This is a genomic window from Thermosulfurimonas sp. F29 (assembly GCF_019688735.1).
Lineage (GTDB): Bacteria > Desulfobacterota > Thermodesulfobacteria > Thermodesulfobacteriales > Thermodesulfobacteriaceae > Thermosulfurimonas_A.
In genome coordinates, this window is the sequence record NZ_JAIFYA010000002.1 from 581931 (window position 1) to 600059 (window position 18129).

Genomic DNA, 18129 nt, shown 5'->3' on the forward strand with positions numbered 1-18129 from the left:
GCTTAAGCCGTGGGCTTCCCGGCGCTGTTCGCCGTGAAACTGCTTTTCGCGGAAGAGGCGAAAAGACTTCTCGCCGCAGCTTAGGAAAGCGCGGATGGACCGCCTGGCGGAACGGTACCTGGAAAGACTGGTTCGGACGCCCGTGGTGCCGCCTTCGTGTCCGCGGAAAGACGAGTCCTTTCTGGGGATCGATGCGAGGACTTTCCTTGCGGCGGTAGTCCGCTTCAAGGGGGTTTCGAATGGATTCCATCGGGAGGCTCCCTCCGGCGTGCTGCGGGCCGTTGAGGTTCTTCGGCGAACCGAGGGGGTGCTCGCGGTGGTGCTTTACGGCTCAAGGGCCAGGGGCGACGCCGATCCCGATTCCGACTGGGACTTCTTCGTGTTTTGCAGGCGCTACGGCGGCAGAACCCAGGAGGCCGTGCTCGACGCCCAGGGACTCGGCGAATCGGATGGAGCCTTCTTCATGCCCGGCGAGATCGAGGGACGCCTGAATCTTGTTTTCGCCGAAGAGGTCCTTCTTTCTGGACGGGTGATCCACGTTTCACCCGGTTTTTTGCGGGGAGCCGCCGAGATCGGTTCGGAAGAGGTCTTCCAGGCGTTTTTCGATCCGCGTCTGCGCTATCAGGCCATGTTGAAGGAAGTTCGCTTGGGCGTCCGATGCTTCGAAAAGGCCCTTGAGGAGGTGAGGGAACAGATGGAGCTTGCGCGCTTGCGCGAATATCGTCCGTTCTGGCCGCCTTTCGGTCTGGACTGGGTGTTTCAGGACCTCAAGCGAGCTGTGCGTTGTCCGGCGATGGGGCTCGCCTTCTGGTTGAGGCCCCGGTTCTCCGCGGGCGACCCGCCGTTTCTCCTCGGACGGAAGGAAAGGATCCTCGAGGTGCTCGCCCGCGAGGGATGGGTTCCGGCCTGGAGCCGGGCGCTCTACGAGCACCTGGCGAGCCGCCTTCGGGAAATCGAAGAGCCCGTCTCCTGGATGACACCGCCTCCCTTTCCTCCCGGCGAATTCGTCCGGCTTGCGGAAAGGACGGCGGAGCACCTGGCCTTCGTGACGGAAAGACTCGGCTTGGAGACTCCTTTGCCCGAATTCGGAGCAAAAGCCCGGTTTCCGCATGGCTAAAGTTCTGGCCGTGGGCGACATCCACGGGGAGTGGGAGTGGCTCAACGTGGCCGTGGAGCGGACCGAGGGCGGCATCGTGATTGCCTGCGGGGACTTCGGTTTCTGGCCCAAGCACAGGTACGTGGACAAGAAGACCCGCGAGCTCATCCCGGTCTTCCATCCTTCCTGCTTCGACCTCAAGGGTGCGACGGTCTACTTCTGCGACGGGAACCACGAAGACCACTGGACGATAATGGAATTCATCGAGCGCCACGGTCGAAAGCCCATCGAGGTCGCTCCGGGTGTTTTTCTTTGCCCGCGCGGTGCGGTGGTGGAGGTCAAGGGCCGAAACGTGCTCTTTTTCGGAGGCGGACTTTCCATAGATCGAGAGATGCGCCGGTTCGGACATAGCTGGTTCCCGGAGGAGATACCGAGCGGGGAGGACCTTGTGGCGGCACTCTCCGCCGTGGAAGCTGTGAAACGGAAGGGCGAGGAGATCCACATCGTAGTTTCGCATCAGGCCCCTCGGGCCTTCCGGTTCAGGCTCTCCTGGGGAGCGGAGCCCTCGGAGAACGGCTCCCTGCGGGACCCGACGCGGGACATGCTCGACGAGATCCTTTTCGCCGCAAGGCCCCGGCTCTGGCTCTTCGGCCACTGGCATGAGAGGCTTGAGGGCTACTTCGAGTGAGGGCTACTTCGAGGAGACCATGACCCGCTGGTACGGCCTGGCCATGCCGCCCAAACTCGGCTGGTGGAAGGATCTTACGCCGTGGTTCGAGCTAAAACCATCTTGAACGAATCCGCCGCGCGGTCTTTCAGCTAGCAAGCAGGATGGTTCCCTCGCGCATTCCGTAACAAGACTTGCACTTTGTTGATTCCGTACAACAAGCGCGAATACGTCAAGTAAAACGCCGCTTCCCCCAAACGAGCATCATCCTGGAAATCCCGTTCGAACTCCGACATCCACTCCTCAACCGTTTTCTGTCGAAACAACTGAAGCACCCGCCTGAGCGTGTCCCGCTTGAGCCTTCTGCTCCAAACATCTACGATGAAAGCAAGATCGTAAAGGTCCCGACCGGCCACCCTCTCCTGCAGGGCTTTAATTTTCAACACATTTCTGCCGAGAATTCTCCGCCCAGACCGCAGGTTGGGTGGAGAGGAATCGGTGTAATACCTTCGTTATACATGAGTCTTTTGCACCTCTTGATGCTGATGTAGTTTTTTCCCGTCATTTTTTCTAGATCTGGAGAGTAAATGCTTCGACCATTGTGCTGCGCAGCCCTGGCTACAAACACCACGCCGTTTGCACGATAAATGTTCCCTCCCCGGACGTCCGTCTGTATCCGTCGCACCAACTTTACCCCCAGACTAACTTCCACCATACCTACATGCTTGGGGTGTTTTTTCCTATACTCGTTCCAGCTCGGCTCCTTCTGATCCGTCCTCCGGTTCCGATTGCGAGCCACGATTTTTCCGTCCACCCGATACAGCCTGTCTCGAACCGCATGAACCACCGCTCTTCGGTGACGCCTGAACTGCGCTAGACGTTTTTCGGGAATTTCTTCCGGCTCGATGTCCGCTCCAAGGATCGCTTCGAACGCCCCGATGAGAGGATCGTCCGGTCTCCTGCGAACCGCCTTCCAAGCCGAAATTGCTTTTAATTCCAGTTTCCTAAGCAAACCGCACACCGTGTTGACCACACCCAGCGCCCGCTGGTCCATTCCCTTCAGAGGGATGGGAAGCAATCCGTGGTGAACCAGACGGTGACAGGCTCCGCAAAGCGGTATCAGGTTCTCAGGAAGATCCGTTCCGGTTTGCTTGCGCGGTCTCAAATGGTGAATTTCCACGTCCTCCGTCCGTCCGCAGACCGCGCATCGCCCGCCCCATACCCGTCTGGTGTACTCTTTCGGGCTTTCGCCCTTGAACTTTCCCCTCGGTGAAACCTGATAGTCCTCCGGCCTTTCCGGTTTCCCCCAGGTGATAGCCCGCACGTCGAGCCGGAAGTCCACGAGCACCGGCTCAAGATCGGCCCAGGGAAGACTCCACCACTTCCGAATCTTTCCTATCAGGGAAAGAACCGTCCTCACTCCGTGGTCCACCGTGGGAGACCGTTTCCCCTTCTCGAAAACCGTTCTCCGAACCTTGTTGAATCGTGGGAGCCCCTTTCGCTCTCGTTTTTTTCTTTCCAGATACCGCCTTCGTCTCCGATGCATCCTCCTCTCCTCGATGAGCTTCCTGATCTCGGGCGTTCTCGCCTGGAGGATTCCCCGATCAATGAGATCCACACCGTCAAAGAGGGCGTAACGAACTCTCTTAAATCCAGGCCAGACAACCAGCGTGAACCTCCTCGGCACGGTCTTCGCCGGATCGAACTCCCGGTCCAGAAACTGGACGCACAGAGGTTTGAACCCGCCGCCGATGAGCTTCGCCCGTCCGCGACGAACCAGCCGAAACACCATGTCCACCTTCCTCGTGGGGTGCCCTGGATTGCCATGCTTGTCTTTCGTGGCAATCAGCATGTCTTACCTCCCGCCCTTAAGGACGGCCCATAGATCGGGCGTCCCGTGTGGGACGGTTCGGCTCCCTGGAGGAGACGAGGGCGTTCGGTTCTTGCGGAGGGACGGGCCTCCTCCCGCCGGGAGCCTGGGAGCTTCAGCCCCGCGGTCGCCCATGTCCCTCGCCTCCTCATCGGTCACCCACCTCCCTCACCGGAAAGCCCATCGAAGCGTCCCGCCCCGCTCCGATAAGCCCCCACTAGACCGCTCCGCGGTTAGTGGGGGTGGGTGACAAAAACTTCACCCTTAAGCCGATCGTCAAGCGGCGTTATCGTCTTTGGTGACTTTTCCACTTTTGCGTTATTATTTCGACTTTTTGGTTAAAGTTTGGTTAAAATATCGGTTAACAGTTAGTAGCCCATAGAAGGCAAAGCATTCCGAATTGCTCGATACGTTTCATCTTCGTTTTTATCTTCGGAAAGGAGTTTTGTTAGTTTTCTCAATTTAACAGGAAGCGCTTGTAATTCCCGGTTCACTGTTTCTTCATTTAAAGGAAACTGAGGAAGGTAATGTTTGAGCAGGTAAAACACTAATAGAGCCTGGGCCACGTCACGTTTGCGTTTAAGGGCGGGTCTGTCAGTCTGACGCGCAACCCAGAGTTTATGTAGGACGAATGCTCTAGGGTCCGGTACTACTAGAGGAACGGGGAGGCCATCGTGTCCTATAGCAATTGCATAGACTTTAGGACAAGAAACGATCCATCGAGTCCCTTTTGTTTCCAACGCCAGCATATCTTCGGGAAAAGGAGAAATTCGTAAATGTGGATTTTGTATTTCGGTTAAAGTTTTAGGGGTGGGTTTGAGGAGTTCCACCCAGAAACCGTCTTTATTGACTGCTCGGTAAGGCGTATCGCCAGGCCGAAAAGAAGGGTCGGCGCGTTTCAGTAATCCCAGGAAGCCTTCCTTGGAAAGCCCGGCGATCTGCAGACACGAGCGGGCATCCCATAGCACATCAAGATCTCTTGTCGCTAAAAGTCCAGAAGACACAAAAACTCCTGCCATGGCCTCATACGCATATATGGCATTAGTTCCTAAAATCATGGTGCGTTTACGCAAATCTCGCATCAAAAACATTTCTCGTGCGATTTTGGCAACTACCAAGGGAACACGGTTTAAATGTAATGCCTTACACATTCGTCGTACTATATCCGCTTTTTGCATGAAGGCTTCTCGCTTGCGTCGAAATTCTTCTTTCTTTCGGTGCCAATTCTCAAAAATTTTTTCGGTCTCGGGGGAACGCGGCCCTAGTGATTTTGTTGCCCCGCGTGAATCAAGCACACGGATTAAGTAATCGCGCCCTCTTACATTTTTCCAGTAAAGTCCTCCCCGGTACGACAGCCCTTCATGATACAGTTCGCAAAAAGCCTCCCATAACTGTTGAGCATCTATGAAAATACGCCTCTGCTCTTCATTGAACTCCAAGACTTTTCCTTTAAAACTCATGGCATTTTCATTTTTAATGGAAAACATAGATGTGTCAACCGCACCGAGACTAGTTTACCTGCATCTTCCGGTTTTTAATCCGCTCCGGAGACGCCGATCCGCTTTGATCCCCGCACGCCGACGGGAGCAGGAGTCCCAGATTCTTGCCGAACCACGTCCGACACCTGTCGCAGCGCAGTTCCAAGCAATCCCGGAAAAACAGCGCTGTTTCCTCTTGAAAACAAAGGCCCAGGAGATCCCACCACCGCCGCACGGCCAAACGGAAACTCTCCAGCAAAAACTCCGTTACATCCTCCGTCCGGGCCTCCGACCAGAATACCCCTTCCATCAGCGGCGAACGCCACGTCAGAAGCACCGGTACATCTTCATCATCCTCATCGTTTTCCGCATCGCCTTCGCCCCGCATCAACACCATACTGTCAATCTCCATCAAAAACTTGTCGCTTCTGAAAGACTTAGCCACCATGAACATCTTATAGAACATCAACGGACAGGGCCGCACCACATCATCAAAAAACCGTGCCGCTCCCGAAAACGCAAACCGAGGCGTCAAGGCCGTCTCCACCAGGAAACCAGACTCGTTCACCTCTTCATTCCATAGTGCTTCCAGAAACATCGCCATCCCAAAACAATTGCTCCACAGATTGGTTTCCCCGTCCTCCACGTCTATGGCCAAGGGCCAAATCGTAAACTGCAGCCTGTCACCATTCGCGCCACTGTCAAGCCCTCCAAGCCGCCACTCGAAACCACTTACAACCCCCACACCTTTCGGAGACGGCAAACCCCGTCCGAGCACGTCCAGCATTTTCAATAAGCCGTCCGCCACCTTGGAAGCCACCATGCGCATCTCCATGCGCCGATAAAACGGCGCAAAACAGGCCTCCACCACCTGACGCAAATTCTGCTCCAAATTGAAATCCTTGCTGTTTTTCATCCCGGAAACCTCCCTGGTGTTTTGTTCATCCCATAAAAGCATACCAAACCCGAAACGAACGGATCGGCGGGGAAACCGCAACGATCAGCACGACCGGTCCGGCGGGATCAAAAACTTAAGTCCCCGGTGTCCACCGATTCGCCGCAACTCCTCTGACCGCCGCGCGAGAATCAACTCGTTTTCCGAAACTTCTCGCCGCTTGCAAAAGGGTCCGGTTAGGCATCCTTGGCGCGGTTGTTTTTAAGAGCCTGCGGCCAGTACTCCAAGTAGGCTTCGCATTGACGGTAAAGACTAAAAGGATGATCAGAAGGTTTCAAAAACGGTTTGACCCGCAGCCAGACCTTTTGAGCCTCTTCAAATCCGAGTATGCGGCAAATCCAGTCCACACTCGGCGCCACCTCAAAAAGTCTCAAGGTGAGCTCGAAATCGCCTTTCAGAACACTCGCACGCACCTCTGCAAAGGTTTTCTCTCTTCGATCATAAGTTAACGCCTTGAGTAACAGACGCGCCCAATTCCTGGGCGGGTTCAGATATCTCATCCGTCTGGAAATTTCTTCTTTGGTGTACATTTTTTAAGGCCCGGGATAACGTATGCGAAAAGTTCTGCTTTTTATTTTCGATTCCCTTTGTTTTTGATCTTGGATTTCATCAAGATCGCATTGAAAAAGGGCTATGATACTAGGAACTCTTTCTTCATACCACTTGAACATTTCTTCAATAGATATATTAAGATTCAAGATGTTGGAATAATCGATCTGCCTAACGATGTTTCTAGCAAATAACAATATATTCTCGATAGGAAAATCTGGGAAAAGTCTTTTGTACTCATCAAGAAGCGAAACCATGTCCAGTGCAGAAGTTCCTAGCACATAAATATCAACAATATCTTTGGAACGAGGCGGCAGTCGTTCCACCATACTGGTATGAAATGCCCATAGCTTTTTAACACCAATAGCTACAACGGGATCCACCCTAAAAACAAAATTCCCCTTGGATTCCATCATATCCATATCCAGAAAAGTGCCTTTTTTTATCTCTTTAGGAAAAAGACCAGGAAATGGATCTGAAACAAAATCTACAATGATGCTTTCGTTGCTCGAAGAGAATTCAACTATACGTCTTGACACAAAAGACGATCCCTTCTCTTGCACTGCAAATTCGGTAATAGCACAATCCAGACTGTGATGTAGTTCTCGTTCCCACATTACAATGATTTCTTTGATCTCATCAGGTGACAGGTCAAAAAAGAAATCTAGATCTTCGGAAAACCGGTGGGTAAAACCATGAAATAGAGTAAGGGCTGTCCCTCCAGTTAATTTCCACTCAACAATATGCTGAGCCAGCCTCCACGAAACTTTCAACACCTCCTTCTGTAAACGAGCAATTGCTTGTTGTCTTACCTGTGATTCTGCTGAGACTCGATCCATTTTTCGCCTGCCTTTTTTCGGCTGAGTTTATAATGTCCCTGTTCAGTATATACCCAACAGGTCGCAAAAATCAACAAAGACTTCCCACCGGACCCCAACCACCCCGACAGGATCAGGAAGTCGCGATTCTCACATCCCCAGTGTCCACCGGTTCGCCGAAATTCCTCGGACGCGGACGCTCTTCGGCCCCTGCCCTTCCACGCGCAAATGAACCTGCGACCGCCGCGCAAGAGCCAACTCGTCTCCCGAAACCTCTCGCCGCTCACTCAGGTAACGCACCAGGGCCTCCGCGCTCTCAGGAACCGTGTTCAACGGTACCGACCAGGACATCCACGAACCATCAAAACTGCGCTCATAAAACCGCAAACGTTTGCCCTCCACCGAAACGAACGCATTGCCCCGTGCCACCCTGCGTGCATTAAGCGAAAGATAAGCGCGCAAAACACGCCTGGCGGAATCCAGGTTCCTCTTGGGCACATCCCTCAACACCGCCTCCAATCTCAAACCGTCCCTTTCCACCCTTACCGTGCGGTCCTCCTGTGTCGGAGTCCAGAGCTGCAAAGACCGCTCCGCCACCTCGGTGAGCCGACGCATCATTCCTTCAAGCTCCTCATCGGTAACCTCATGCCGAAACCGCTCACGCCCCTCAACCTCAACGGTCAACCTGCCCCGCGGTCTCTCCCTGAAAAAAAGCGACCCCAACACGGACCGACGCTTCAACGGCATAAAAGTTATCCGCACGTTCCGTCCGCGATCATCAAGCCCACTCCACTCCTGAAACACACCCTGAGGAGCCCGAACCACATCCACCCACCTCGCAAACTTCATCGCCAGTCCCTCAACCTCACCCGGCGAAAGAGCAAAAACCTCCTCACCCTTCTCATCCCTAAAGGAGGCAATGACCCTGCCGTTCCTGCGGACAACCATCGCCGAAACCATGACCGCCCCCCTCAAGCCCAGCGTCTTCAAAGCCCCGGCGCGCTGACCAAACGCCGCTTGCGCGACATGCCAACGGACCGAGCGAAATCATACTCCACGCTGCGGATCAGACGCCTGACGCCCACAATGCGACCGTTTTCATCCCGCACCGCGGAGTCCGGCCCGGTATCAGGCGCCGCAAGCTGACAGGCAGCGTCAACCGTGATGCCGAGAGCCGTGCCGAACACCTTCCGCAGAACCTCCGCCCGTTCGACATTGTCCAGCGTAGCGAAGGCCTGCAACACCGGAAGACTCGCCACCACCACGACCTGATAGCGCGGATCGGACAGAATCCGCTTGAGTCTATCCATTTCCTCCGGCCCGCGGACCTGAAACTCCAGGTTGACAAACCGCTTGTCCACCAGGGGCACACCGGGATCGACCGGAGACGACACCTCCTCGGTCCTCTCGGTCAAACGAAGCACTCCCAGGGAGGGATACTCCCGCTTCTCGCCCTTCCGAAAAATCGTCAACGGATGAGGCGTCAGGTTGACCAAAACGGTCTGCGACATGGTAACACCTCCTTGAACCAGTTTGTGACCAAGAAAAAGAACAAGGATCACCGAACCGGACGACATATTCGCCACCGCACAGCCCCTGATCCCCTTTCCACGGCAGGAAACGCGGGCATCGGTACCCGCAGAAACGACCGCTCCTGTCGGACAAACCGTCCCTGTCGCCCGCCGCGTGGTGTTTTAGGCGCGGCGGGCCATGCGCGCACAAACCACCAACGCCGCATCGACCAACAGCCCGACGCGGCGGATCGCCATGACGCGGCGGATCAGGCCCAAAAGCGTTCTTCGGCGCGAAGCCGGTAAGGGTGGTGGGGGGAGAAAGAGCGGCCCACCCACCCGGCACCCCGGTTGCGGGCGTACCGCCCGCCCCACGACTTATTTGTTCAGGCAAATTTCCGATTTCCGGCTCGCGGTCCTCTTCCTGCGTGGGGTTTTCCTGTGTCTCCTGCGTCAGCCGTTGGAGGAGCGACTCCAGCGCGGCCCGGCGTTCGGTGGGTCGTTCGGACAGGCGGACGCCGTGCTGCTGGAGCCAGCGATAGATGGTTCGCCGGGCCACTCCGATCCGTCGAGCCGCTTCCGCCACCGAAAGGTCCTCTTTGAGCACGAGAAGCAGAAAGGTTCGCAGTTTCTGTTCCTGCTGTTTTTTCTCATAAGACGGTTTCGGAGGACGACCGGGTTTTCCGGAAAGGTTTTCCGGAAAGTCCCATTTTGCGCAACCAGAGTCTGACGGTGCGTTCGGTCACTCCCAGGGCCTCGGCGATGGTGGAGATCTTTTCGCCTGCTTGGCGCGCTTCGAGGGCTTCCTCCATGGCGCGACGTCTCGCTTCGTCGGTTTCCCACTTGGGATACGGTTTGCGGTTTTTGCGTGTCGCGGAGGGGCCGTTCGCTCCTTTCCGGCGGCGGGATATTTCCTTGAGACCCAGGTCTTCGGGAAGGAGTCCACTTTGAGTTTCCAGTTTGCGCTGGAGATAATCGGACAGCGGTCCGGCCCTGAGATCCGGAGAATACGAACCCGCCTGCGGTTGAAGCAGCATCGTGGGAGAAGGAAAAGAACGAGTCCGCCAGGGGATCGGCGAACCACGCGGAACGGAGGGGAGCTTTTGTTATGCTTAGGGATAGAGGGGAAGGAGGTGTTGAAATGGCGACGATAATCGGTCGCGCGCATCCGCTGGTGGGCGTGGTCCACCTGCACGAAAAGGGGGACCGGTTCCAGGAGGCGCTTGCGGTTCTGAAACGGCTTCCCGTGCGGCGGTACGATCCGGCGACCAGACAGTGGCTGTTTCCGGCATATCTTCTGCCGCGGGTCAAGGAGAGGCTTGCCGAGCTGAGCGTGGATTACGTGGAAAGCGATTTTCCCCTTTGCGGGTTGCGTCGTCCTGACGTACTCGAACGGGAGGACCTGAAGGAGTATCAGCGGAAGGGGGCGCGGTTTCTGGCGGAAGCGCCCCACGGGGTGCTGCTGGCGGACGAGATGGGACTGGGCAAGACGGTGCAGGCGATTCTGGCGTGCGAGGCGTTTGATGCGGATCTTCTGGTGTTCGCCCCGGCGTTTCTGTTGGAGAAGTGGCGGCAGGAGGTGGAGCGGTGGACGGGAAGAAGGGTTCTGGTGTTTCCCGACGAGGTTGTTTCCGTGGAGGCGGAGGCGGTGCTGGTGAGCTACGGTCAGGCCTCGGCGGGGGACAAGGGCTGGGAGGCGGTTCGGCGGATGACGCTCGAATGGCGCGCTCAGCGTCGGGACCGGTCTCTCTGCGTGGTGTTCGACGAGGTTCAGTACCTGAAGAACCGTCGGTCGCGGAGGTTCAAGAACGTGTTACAGCTCGTTCGGGAGATCGAGAAGGAGGCGAAGGCCCCGGTGAAGCGCATGGGGCTTTCGGGTACGCCGATCACTCGCGGGAGGCCGGATGAGCTTCTGGCGATCCTGGAAGTCCTGGGGCTGGTGGACGAGCGCGGCAATGCGTATTCGGCGCTGATCAGGGAACTGATTTTTCGGCACCTCACGGTGTGGGAGTACAACCGGTTTGCGGGACGGGAGGTGGCCGTGGGTCTCAGGCCGGGAAGGGACCTTCGGGAGTTCTGTGGGCTTTTCACGCTGAGGCGCACGATGGAGGAGGTGGCGGGGGAGCTGCCGGATCTGGTCCGGCGCGTTGTTCCGCTTCCGCTGGACGAGGAGGCTTTCGCCGCGGTTCTGAGGAAGCTGATGCGGGATCGGCGGACGGACGATGAAGCGGAGGCGCTGGTCGAGGAGGGCCTGGGAGTTCATCTGACCACGGAGCGGCGGGCGCTTGAGGCGAGCAAGGCGGAGCATCTGAAGGAGTACCTGAGGATGCTGGCGGAGGGCGGTGCCCGTCGGATCGGCGTGTTCGTCTGGCATCGGGACGTCCTGAAGGAGGTGCGGAAGTTTCTGGAGGGCGAGGGGGTGTTTCGCGGTTGGCGGAAGGCGTTCGTGGACGGGAGCACGTCGCCGCGGGCCCGCGAATCTCTGGTGGGGAGCCTTGCGGGAAGCGGGGATCCGGTCGCGCTTGCGGCCACGGTGGGAGCGGTGAACGTGGGGATGGATCTCGACTGGCTGGAACATGCGGTGGTGACGGGATTTGACTGGTCTCCCGCGACGTTTGTGCAGTTTGAGGGACGGTTTCGGCGGATTTCGTCGAAGAGGTCGGTGTGCGTGCACTATTTGGTGGGGAAGAGGGTGGAGCTGAGGGTGCTGGATGTACTGCTGCGCAAGGTGAAGGCGCTTGACGAGTCGTTCGGGGGGTTTGAGCGTCAGGCGCGGGTTCTTGCGGCGTTGAGGAGGCGTTGATGGTGTCGTTTTTCGTGCGGGGGATACCGAAGGCGCAGGGTCGGCCCCGTGTGGTTCGGTTCAGGAACGGTCGGGTGGGTCTCAAGGATCCGGAGGCCAGTCGGGACTGGAAGAGCTACGTGCGGCTCGTTGCGGCGGAGAGGGTATCGAGGCCAATCGAGGGGCCGGTGGCGCTGGAGTTGTGGTTCTACTTGCCGGTGCCGAAGAGTTTTTCGAGGAGGAAGCGGCTTGCGGCGCTGGCGGGGGAAGTCCTCCCGGCCAAAAAGCCCGACCTCGACAATTTGGTGAAGGCGGTGCTCGACGCTCTGCTGGGGGTGGTCGTGCTCGACGACCGTCAAATCGTGGAGATCCGGGCCGGCAAGCTCTACGGGGCCGTGCCGGGAGTGGAGATTGTGCTGAGGAAACCGAAGCGGGCGGGTTGAGGAGATACCCGCCAAGGGATTGTTTTCGGTCCCTGTGAGAAAAAAATGGCAAGCTCTATAACTGCTATGGGTCTAGCCCATCAATTCCTGGTGGCCAAACCTGGTGACGGTTTGGTGACGGTCGAAAGCTCTTGACTTCTTCTTTTTTCTCGTTATACTTCCTTTTTCGAAAGGGCCGCACTTTCCTCTTAATCCATAGGTTCCAGGTTCGAGTCCTGGGCGGCCCACTGAAATATTGCGATAAAATCCACAGTTACAGGATATTGCATTATAACACTTCTTGCTGGAAGATGGTTGACAATTTTTGATAGTAAGTTATGTTATTGATGCCTTACGGCCCCATCGTCTAGCGGCCTAGGATACTGGCCTCTCACGCCAGAGACCCGGGTTCGAGTCCCGGTGGGGCCGCCAGTATTTTCAAGGGTTTCCAGACACCCCCTGCTTAATAGGTCCGCTTGGTGTCCATATTACCTGCTCCCCATTTTTCGAACCACCCGAGATGTTAGGATTTATAGGAATGGCAACTCAAAATAATGGAGGTGAGCCATGAAAAAGTTTACTATCGACCAGATCATAAGAATCCTAGCCGAGGCCGACAGTCCCGGTAACTCCGTAGCCGCTATCGCAAGAAAATACGGTGTATCGCGAGACCATCTACCGGTGGCGCAAAAAATACCGCGGGTTTTTTCTATCCAAGTCCTCTTACTTCTATCGGAGAAAAAAGGCTTCTTACGAAGAAAAACTGGCCAACCAGTCTTTGTCCTCGCAAGAAGCGAGGCTGGCGGAGGACCCCGAGAACGGAAGAAGAAGCTTTTCCCATTGAGGTTGCCAGAAAGCCTTCGAAACGATGGAGCATGGACTCCAAGGAGGAACGGTTAGCTGACGGAAAAAATCCGGATATTTCAGGTCATGGACGAGGCTACCCGATTTTTTCTGGGAGCCTGGTGAGACAGAAGGATAGATGGGAAGATGGGTGCGGAGTACTTTGACCATTTATGCCGGCATTATGGGCCACCGGAGAAGATAAGGCGGGACGATGGTCCTGAGTTTCGCTCCAGGGAATTCCAGAAGGTATACTTACAGGGAGGGTGGTTCAGAAAATGACAGCGGTAGGTAAAGACCCTAACATTCCAGGTGGTCCAAATTTCGGGGCATATCACCTCCCAAAAAGGTCCGCCCTGTCTTCTCCCCTTCGTCCCCCTCATGAAAGACGGCGAAAGCCTCCTGGAAGAAGCCGAAAGAAAAATCTATGAGGGGAAGTACAGCCGGGAGGAGAAAGCGGATTTACTCACGGGAATGGCCATCCTGGGAGGCCTTGTTTCCAGGGAAATACCGCTTAAACTTTTAGAAAGGAGGCGAGACCTTATGATCGAATCCGCGGCCTATGAAATAATCAAAAAAGAAGGCTTCGAAGAAGGCCTTCAACAGGGATTGCAACAGGGATTGCAACAGGGATTGCAACAGGGATTGCTCGAGGAGGCCAGGGAAATGGTCCTTGAGGCCCTGGAGGAGAGATTCGGAATAGTCCCCTCCTCCATCATCTCCAGGATTAAAGACATTCAACAAAGGGAACTTCTCAAGGTCCTCCACAGGGCGGCCATCAGGGTCAAAACCCTGGAGGAATTTAAGGAGGTGTTGAAACGGGCGGAAGAATAAAATGCCATAGGAGGTAGGATATCTTCTCCTACTTCCCTCCCCTATCTCTCCCCCTCCGCCAATTTCAAAAGATATTTCCCGTATTCCGTCTTAGCCAGCGGCTCGGCCAGCTTCCGCAGAGCTTCTCGGTCTATCCAGCCGTTCCGGTAGGCAATCTCCTCGATACAGCCGATCATTAGCCCCGTCTTTTTCTCTATCGTGGCCACGAACTCCCCGGCCTCAAGGAAACTGTCGTGCGTTCCGGCATCGAACCAGGCAAGCCTCCTCAAAGAACATTGCTTAACATCCTTTAGCCTTAAAATAAACCGCTGGTGGTAGTACAAGTACGCCCTTGACCGAGCGTCCGAAGAATTTTCCAAAATGGCGTATATCTCCTGTCAAAAGGTGCGTGGCTTTGGCCTTAATCGCTGCCAGTAAGATTGGTCTATCTTTTTCGGGAAGATCAATTTCGTCCGAAAGTTTCTCCTCTGAGTGTTCTTCTACAATCTCAAGAGCTTTAACAAGTTGCTCCAGCCTTTCTCTCTGTTCTTTAGTTTCCAGATTTATACGAGCTTCTTCTAAAGCGTATCTGGAGGTCATGAGTTTGACGTCTTTTAATTCCCAGAGTTTTCGCAACTTTGAGTCGGATCGATAAGCCGCAGAGAAAAGCACATTAGCGTCCAAAAAGATGCGATCCACCTTTAATCTTCCGGTCTGATGTGAGGAATGGCATCGGGATTGAGCCCCATTTTTCGAACCTCTTCCCGGGCTTTCTGGTAGTCTTCAGGGTCAAGAGCGGTTGATAGCAGAAACTCAGCCTTTCTTTCTGGAGAGTAGACCTCCACCGGAAGAGTCACAGCTTTGCGCAACAAGATTCCATCCTCTCTGGCCTCGACTAACAAAAGATCTCCTTCTTCAAGTTTATAGCGTTTCCTCAGCTCAGCGGGAATGACCACAACCCCTCGCTTTCCTATACGGATTTCCTGACGGTTAACCATAAGCAACCTCATAATTTCAAATTTTCTGAAATTATAACACGAAATTATCTATTTACCATCCGCTAATTTCAAAAGATACCTGCCATAGTCTGTTTTCGCGAGCGGCTCGGCCAGCTTCCGGAGCTGCTCCCGGTCTATCCACCCGTTCCGGTAGGCGATCTCCTCGATACAGCCGATCATCAGCCCCGTCTTTTTCTCTATCGTGGCCACGAACTCCCCGGCCTCAAGGAAACTGTCGTGCGTTCCGGCATCGAACCAGGCAAATCCTCGCCCGAGAAGCTTTACCCGCAAATTCCCTTCCTTCAAATACTCCTCGTTCACCGAAGTGATTTCAAGCTCCCCGCGATCCGAGGGTTTTATTTTCCGGGCCTTCTCAAAAACCGTGGAATCGTAAAAATAAAGCCCCACAACCGCGTAATTTGATTTTGGCTTTTTCGGCTTCTCTTCGAGCGACAAAACCCTTCCCTCTTCGTCAAATTCGACTATGCCGTATCTTTCGGGATCATGGACGTAGTAACCGAAAACGCAGGCTCCCCCGTTCGTCTCCACATCTTTCCTGGCTTCCTTCAAGATTTCGGGAAGCCCGTGCCCGAAGAATATGTTATCCCCGAGCGCAAGGCACACATTATTCCCTTCCGCAAACTCCTCCGCCACCAGGAGCCCATGGGCAAGCCCCTTGGGTTTATCCTGCACGGCATACCGGATGTCCATCCCCAGTTGCGAGCCGTCCCCAAAAAGTCTCCTGTAAACCTTGAGATCCTGCGGGTTCACCACGAAGATAACTTCCCTTATCCCTGTGAGCATAACCACCGAAAGGGAATAATAAATCATGGGCTTGTTGTAGATGGGCAGAAAGTGCTTGTTGAGTACTGTGGTAATCGGATAGAGCCTGGTCCCCGAACCACCGGCTAGGATTATGGCTTTCATTGACTCTTCCTGTAAAAGCAGTAGGTATTTTATTACATTTTATAATCTCCAATAAAAAAGTCCCTTCTCTATCGCTTCTTTTCTATCATAAAGGCCTCTAACATCAAAAAGAATCCCTGGATAATTAAGAAGCAATGAAATTCTGTCCAATTTAAAATTTTCTTTAAAGAAACTGTGTCTAACTGCCACTAATATAGCCTCAAAAGGTGCATAATTTTCGGGATTTTCAATAAAATTAATTCCATATTCACGATGAGCAGTTTCTTTATCCGCTATAGGATCAAAAACCAAAACCTCAAGTCCATACTCCTTTAGCGCCTTAAAAATATTGTAAACTTTGGTATTTCTCACATCAGGCACATTTTCTTTAAAGGAAAAACCGAGAATCAATACTCGACCACCCTTAACCTTTTTATCGTTCTTTATTAAGGCTTTGATGAGTTCCTGAGCCACATACTCGGGAATTAACTCGTTAATTCTCCGACCGGCCAGGATCAACTCGGGAATGTAACCCGCCTCCCGGGCCTTGCGGGCCAGATAGTACGGATCCACCCCTATACAGTGTCCTCCCACCAGCCCCGGCTCAAAGGGCAAAAAATTCCACTTCGTAGCCGCGGCCTCAAGCACCTCCCTCGTATCTATGCCCAGCCGGTGAAAAATTAGAGCCAGCTCGTTCATCAGGGCGATGTTGACATCCCTCTGGATGTTCTCGATCACCTTGGCCGCCTCCGCCACCTTTATGTTCGGGGCCACATGCACTCCGGCCTCAATCACCGCCCCGTAAATCCCGGCCAAAAAAGCTGCCACCTCCGGACTGTCTCCCGCCACCACCTTTACGATCTTTTCAATGGTATGCTCTCTATCTCCGGGATTTACACGCTCCGGCGAATATCCCACATGAAAATCCTTTCTCCACCGCAATCCGCTCGCCTTCTCCAGAATGGGCACACAGACCTCCTCGGTTAGTCCCGGCCAAACCGTGGATTCGTAAACCACCACACTGCCACGGCTCAAATTCCTTCCCACCGTGTCTGAAGCGGCTTCCAGAAATTTGAGATCCGGATCATTGAGTTTATCCACCGGGGTGGGTACCGCCACGATAATAAGCCGACACTCCCCGAGCTTATCCTCCTTCCAGGTCCATTCCACCTCCGCCCCCCTCCGGCTCAAATCCACCTCACCCGTTCGGTCGATGTTTCTCTTAAGCTCCTCAATTCTGGTTCTATCCACATCGAACCCCACCACCCGGAACTTTCGAGCCAGTAGCACCGCCAGGGGAAGCCCCACATATCCCAGCCCCACCACCGCAATCCTTTCCCGTCCCTCTTCGAAATCTCTGAGGCTCAGCGACAAACTCACGGGATCCTCACCTCCCTGAGCCAGTCCCAGTTCGCCACAAACCAGTCCACCGTCTTCCTGATCCCCTCCACGAGATCCGTCTCGGGTCTCCAATCCAGTAGCCTCTTTGCCTTATCAATATCCGCCCAGGTGGCTTTCATGTCCGCCCGGTGAAACTCCCGGTGCCTGATCTTCAATTTGCGCCCCGTGTATTTTTCCACCAGGGTGATCACCTCCTGGAGACTGTGCGGACGACTGTTCCCCAGATTGACGATCTCGTATCCCATCGGCCGAAGCGCCCTTATCGTGCCCTCGGCAATGTCGTCAATGTAGGTAAAATCCCGGCTCTGGGAACCGTCTCCAAACACCTCGGCTTCCTCTCCCTTTAAGGCCCACCATATAAACCGAAAAATACTCATATCCGGCCGGCCCGCCGGACCGTAAACCGTAAAATATCGCACCACCGTAACATCAATTCCGTATAAATAGTGGTAGGTGTAAGCCAGCACCTCGGCCGCCTTTTTGGAAGCCGCATAGGGCGAAAGGGGCTGATTCACCGGAAGATCCTCCGAAAAAGGCATCTTCTGACCGGCGTAAAGGGAAGAGGTGGAAGCCAGTACCATTTTCCTCACTCCAAATTCCCTCATCAGCTCCAGCAGATTGAGCGTGCCCTCCGCATTGGTGCGAAGATACACCCAGGGGTTCTCAAGGGAGTAACGCACCCCGGCTCTGGCGGCCTCGTTGATCACCGCCTCGATCTCGTATTCTTCAAAAAGCGACCGCAAAGAATCACGATCTTCAATGTCCACCCCCTGGAAAACAAAACCGGGGCGTCCCTCAAGACGCTCAAGCCTCCATCTCTTCACCCGGGGATCGTAGTAATCATTCAGAGTGTCCACCCCTATCACCTCGTGGCCACGGTCGAGCAACTTTTCACAAACCCGCCATCCGATAAACCCCGCGCATCCGGTCACCAGTACTTTCATTTTCTTCCCCCTATAATAGAATCAAAGTTTCTCAACATGGCCGCAAGCTCCCGGTCGCTTTTAGCCCACTCCCTCA

Annotated in this window: 20 protein-coding genes, 1 tRNA gene and 2 pseudogenes; 8 read left to right on the forward strand and 15 right to left on the reverse strand. The window is 54.7% G+C overall.

Features of this window, described 5'->3' with window-relative positions; genetic code table 11:
* Window positions 1–94 precede the first annotated feature (94 nt).
* The 3 genes from K3767_RS07530 to K3767_RS12130 are packed head-to-tail and all read left to right on the forward strand — an operon-like array spanning window position 95 to window position 1890.
* The gene (locus K3767_RS07530) at window positions 95–1117 is read left to right on the forward strand and encodes a nucleotidyltransferase domain-containing protein (RefSeq protein WP_221172955.1); all 1023 of its coding nucleotides are present in this window, start codon (window positions 95–97) and stop codon (window positions 1115–1117) included.
* Window positions 1110–1784, forward strand: coding sequence for a metallophosphoesterase (locus K3767_RS07535; RefSeq protein WP_221172956.1), 675 nt, complete (start codon window positions 1110–1112; stop codon window positions 1782–1784). Before K3767_RS07530 ends, K3767_RS07535 begins: the two co-directional genes overlap by 8 nt.
* Window positions 1765–1890, forward strand: coding sequence for a hypothetical protein (locus K3767_RS12130; RefSeq protein ID WP_255592340.1), 126 nt, complete (start codon window positions 1765–1767; stop codon window positions 1888–1890). The genes K3767_RS07535 and K3767_RS12130 overlap by 20 nt, the downstream gene beginning before the upstream one ends.
* Before the next feature lie 312 nt (window positions 1891–2202).
* Here K3767_RS12130 and K3767_RS07540 read toward each other — a convergent pair whose 3' ends face one another.
* The 9 genes and pseudogenes from K3767_RS07540 to K3767_RS07580 form a co-directional block, all read right to left on the reverse strand.
* Window positions 2203–3615 (reverse strand): RRXRR domain-containing protein, encoded by a 1413-nt coding sequence (locus tag K3767_RS07540; RefSeq protein WP_221172957.1) that lies wholly within the window; start codon window positions 3613–3615, stop codon window positions 2203–2205.
* A gap of 386 nt (window positions 3616–4001) precedes the next feature.
* The gene (locus K3767_RS07545) at window positions 4002–5120 is read right to left on the reverse strand and encodes a GSU2403 family nucleotidyltransferase fold protein (protein ID WP_221172958.1); all 1119 of its coding nucleotides are present in this window, start codon (window positions 5118–5120) and stop codon (window positions 4002–4004) included.
* A gap of 22 nt (window positions 5121–5142) precedes the next feature.
* Window positions 5143–6027, reverse strand: coding sequence for a hypothetical protein (locus K3767_RS07550; protein WP_221172959.1), 885 nt, complete (start codon window positions 6025–6027; stop codon window positions 5143–5145).
* A 215-nt stretch (window positions 6028–6242) separates the two neighbouring features.
* Window positions 6243–6566, reverse strand: coding sequence for a hypothetical protein (locus K3767_RS07555; protein WP_221172960.1), 324 nt, complete (start codon window positions 6564–6566; stop codon window positions 6243–6245).
* Window positions 6567–6599: 33 nt separating this feature from the next.
* Window positions 6600–7454 carry a nucleotidyl transferase AbiEii/AbiGii toxin family protein gene (locus tag K3767_RS07560; RefSeq protein ID WP_221172961.1) on the reverse strand — a complete coding sequence of 285 codons (855 nt, stop codon included), beginning with the start codon at window positions 7452–7454 and terminating at the stop codon, window positions 6600–6602.
* A gap of 129 nt (window positions 7455–7583) precedes the next feature.
* Entirely contained in the window at window positions 7584–8393 is an 810-nt protein-coding gene (locus tag K3767_RS07565) for a hypothetical protein (RefSeq protein ID WP_221172962.1), read from the reverse strand.
* Window positions 8394–8419: 26 nt separating this feature from the next.
* A complete protein-coding gene (locus K3767_RS07570) occupies window positions 8420–8944 on the reverse strand; it encodes a hypothetical protein (protein WP_255592341.1) in 525 nt (174 codons plus the stop codon).
* Between the two features lie 454 nt (window positions 8945–9398).
* Window positions 9399–9572: pseudogene (locus tag K3767_RS12285) on the reverse strand (helix-turn-helix domain-containing protein); the annotation flags it as partial.
* Between the two features lie 22 nt (window positions 9573–9594).
* A complete protein-coding gene (locus tag K3767_RS07580; protein WP_221172965.1) occupies window positions 9595–9981 on the reverse strand; it encodes a helix-turn-helix domain-containing protein in 387 nt (128 codons plus the stop codon).
* Window positions 9982–10085: 104 nt separating this feature from the next.
* Here K3767_RS07580 and K3767_RS07585 point away from each other — a divergent pair, with 104 nt between their 5' ends.
* The 5 genes from K3767_RS07585 to K3767_RS07605 all read left to right on the forward strand — a co-directional run bounded on the left by K3767_RS07585 (window position 10086) and on the right by K3767_RS07605 (window position 13825).
* Entirely contained in the window at window positions 10086–11747 is a 1662-nt protein-coding gene (locus tag K3767_RS07585; RefSeq protein WP_221172966.1) for a DEAD/DEAH box helicase, read from the forward strand.
* Window positions 11747–12169 carry a RusA family crossover junction endodeoxyribonuclease gene (locus tag K3767_RS07590; protein ID WP_221172967.1) on the forward strand — a complete coding sequence of 141 codons (423 nt, stop codon included), beginning with the start codon at window positions 11747–11749 and terminating at the stop codon, window positions 12167–12169. The genes K3767_RS07585 and K3767_RS07590 overlap by 1 nt, the downstream gene beginning before the upstream one ends.
* 335 nt (window positions 12170–12504) lie before the next feature.
* Window positions 12505–12580, forward strand: a tRNA-Glu gene (locus K3767_RS07595).
* A 135-nt stretch (window positions 12581–12715) separates the two neighbouring features.
* Window positions 12716–13048, forward strand: a complete 333-nt coding sequence (locus K3767_RS07600) for a transposase (protein WP_221172968.1) — start codon at window positions 12716–12718, stop codon at window positions 13046–13048.
* Between the two features lie 486 nt (window positions 13049–13534).
* A complete protein-coding gene (locus tag K3767_RS07605; RefSeq protein WP_221172969.1) occupies window positions 13535–13825 on the forward strand; it encodes a hypothetical protein in 291 nt (96 codons plus the stop codon).
* A 41-nt stretch (window positions 13826–13866) separates the two neighbouring features.
* On the opposite strand, the pseudogene K3767_RS07610 reads toward K3767_RS07605, so the two are convergent.
* The 6 genes and pseudogenes from K3767_RS07610 to K3767_RS07635 form a co-directional block, all read right to left on the reverse strand.
* Window positions 13867–14091: pseudogene (locus K3767_RS07610) on the reverse strand (glucose-1-phosphate thymidylyltransferase); the annotation flags it as partial.
* Window positions 14092–14104: 13 nt separating this feature from the next.
* Window positions 14105–14503: a PIN domain-containing protein gene (locus tag K3767_RS07615; protein ID WP_221172970.1), complete on the reverse strand. Its 399-nt coding sequence runs from the start codon at window positions 14501–14503 to the stop codon at window positions 14105–14107.
* A gap of 2 nt (window positions 14504–14505) precedes the next feature.
* Window positions 14506–14802: an AbrB/MazE/SpoVT family DNA-binding domain-containing protein gene (locus K3767_RS07620; RefSeq protein ID WP_221172971.1), complete on the reverse strand. Its 297-nt coding sequence runs from the start codon at window positions 14800–14802 to the stop codon at window positions 14506–14508.
* A 48-nt stretch (window positions 14803–14850) separates the two neighbouring features.
* On the reverse strand, window positions 14851–15729 hold the full coding sequence (gene rfbA / locus K3767_RS07625) for a glucose-1-phosphate thymidylyltransferase RfbA (protein ID WP_221172972.1): 879 nt from the start codon (window positions 15727–15729) through the stop codon (window positions 14851–14853).
* Window positions 15730–15768: 39 nt separating this feature from the next.
* Window positions 15769–17088 (reverse strand): nucleotide sugar dehydrogenase, encoded by a 1320-nt coding sequence (locus K3767_RS07630; protein WP_370630450.1) that lies wholly within the window; start codon window positions 17086–17088, stop codon window positions 15769–15771.
* A complete protein-coding gene (locus tag K3767_RS07635; protein ID WP_221172974.1) occupies window positions 17085–18053 on the reverse strand; it encodes a GDP-mannose 4,6-dehydratase in 969 nt (322 codons plus the stop codon). Before K3767_RS07635 ends, K3767_RS07630 begins: the two co-directional genes overlap by 4 nt.
* Window positions 18054–18129: the final 76 nt, after the last annotated feature.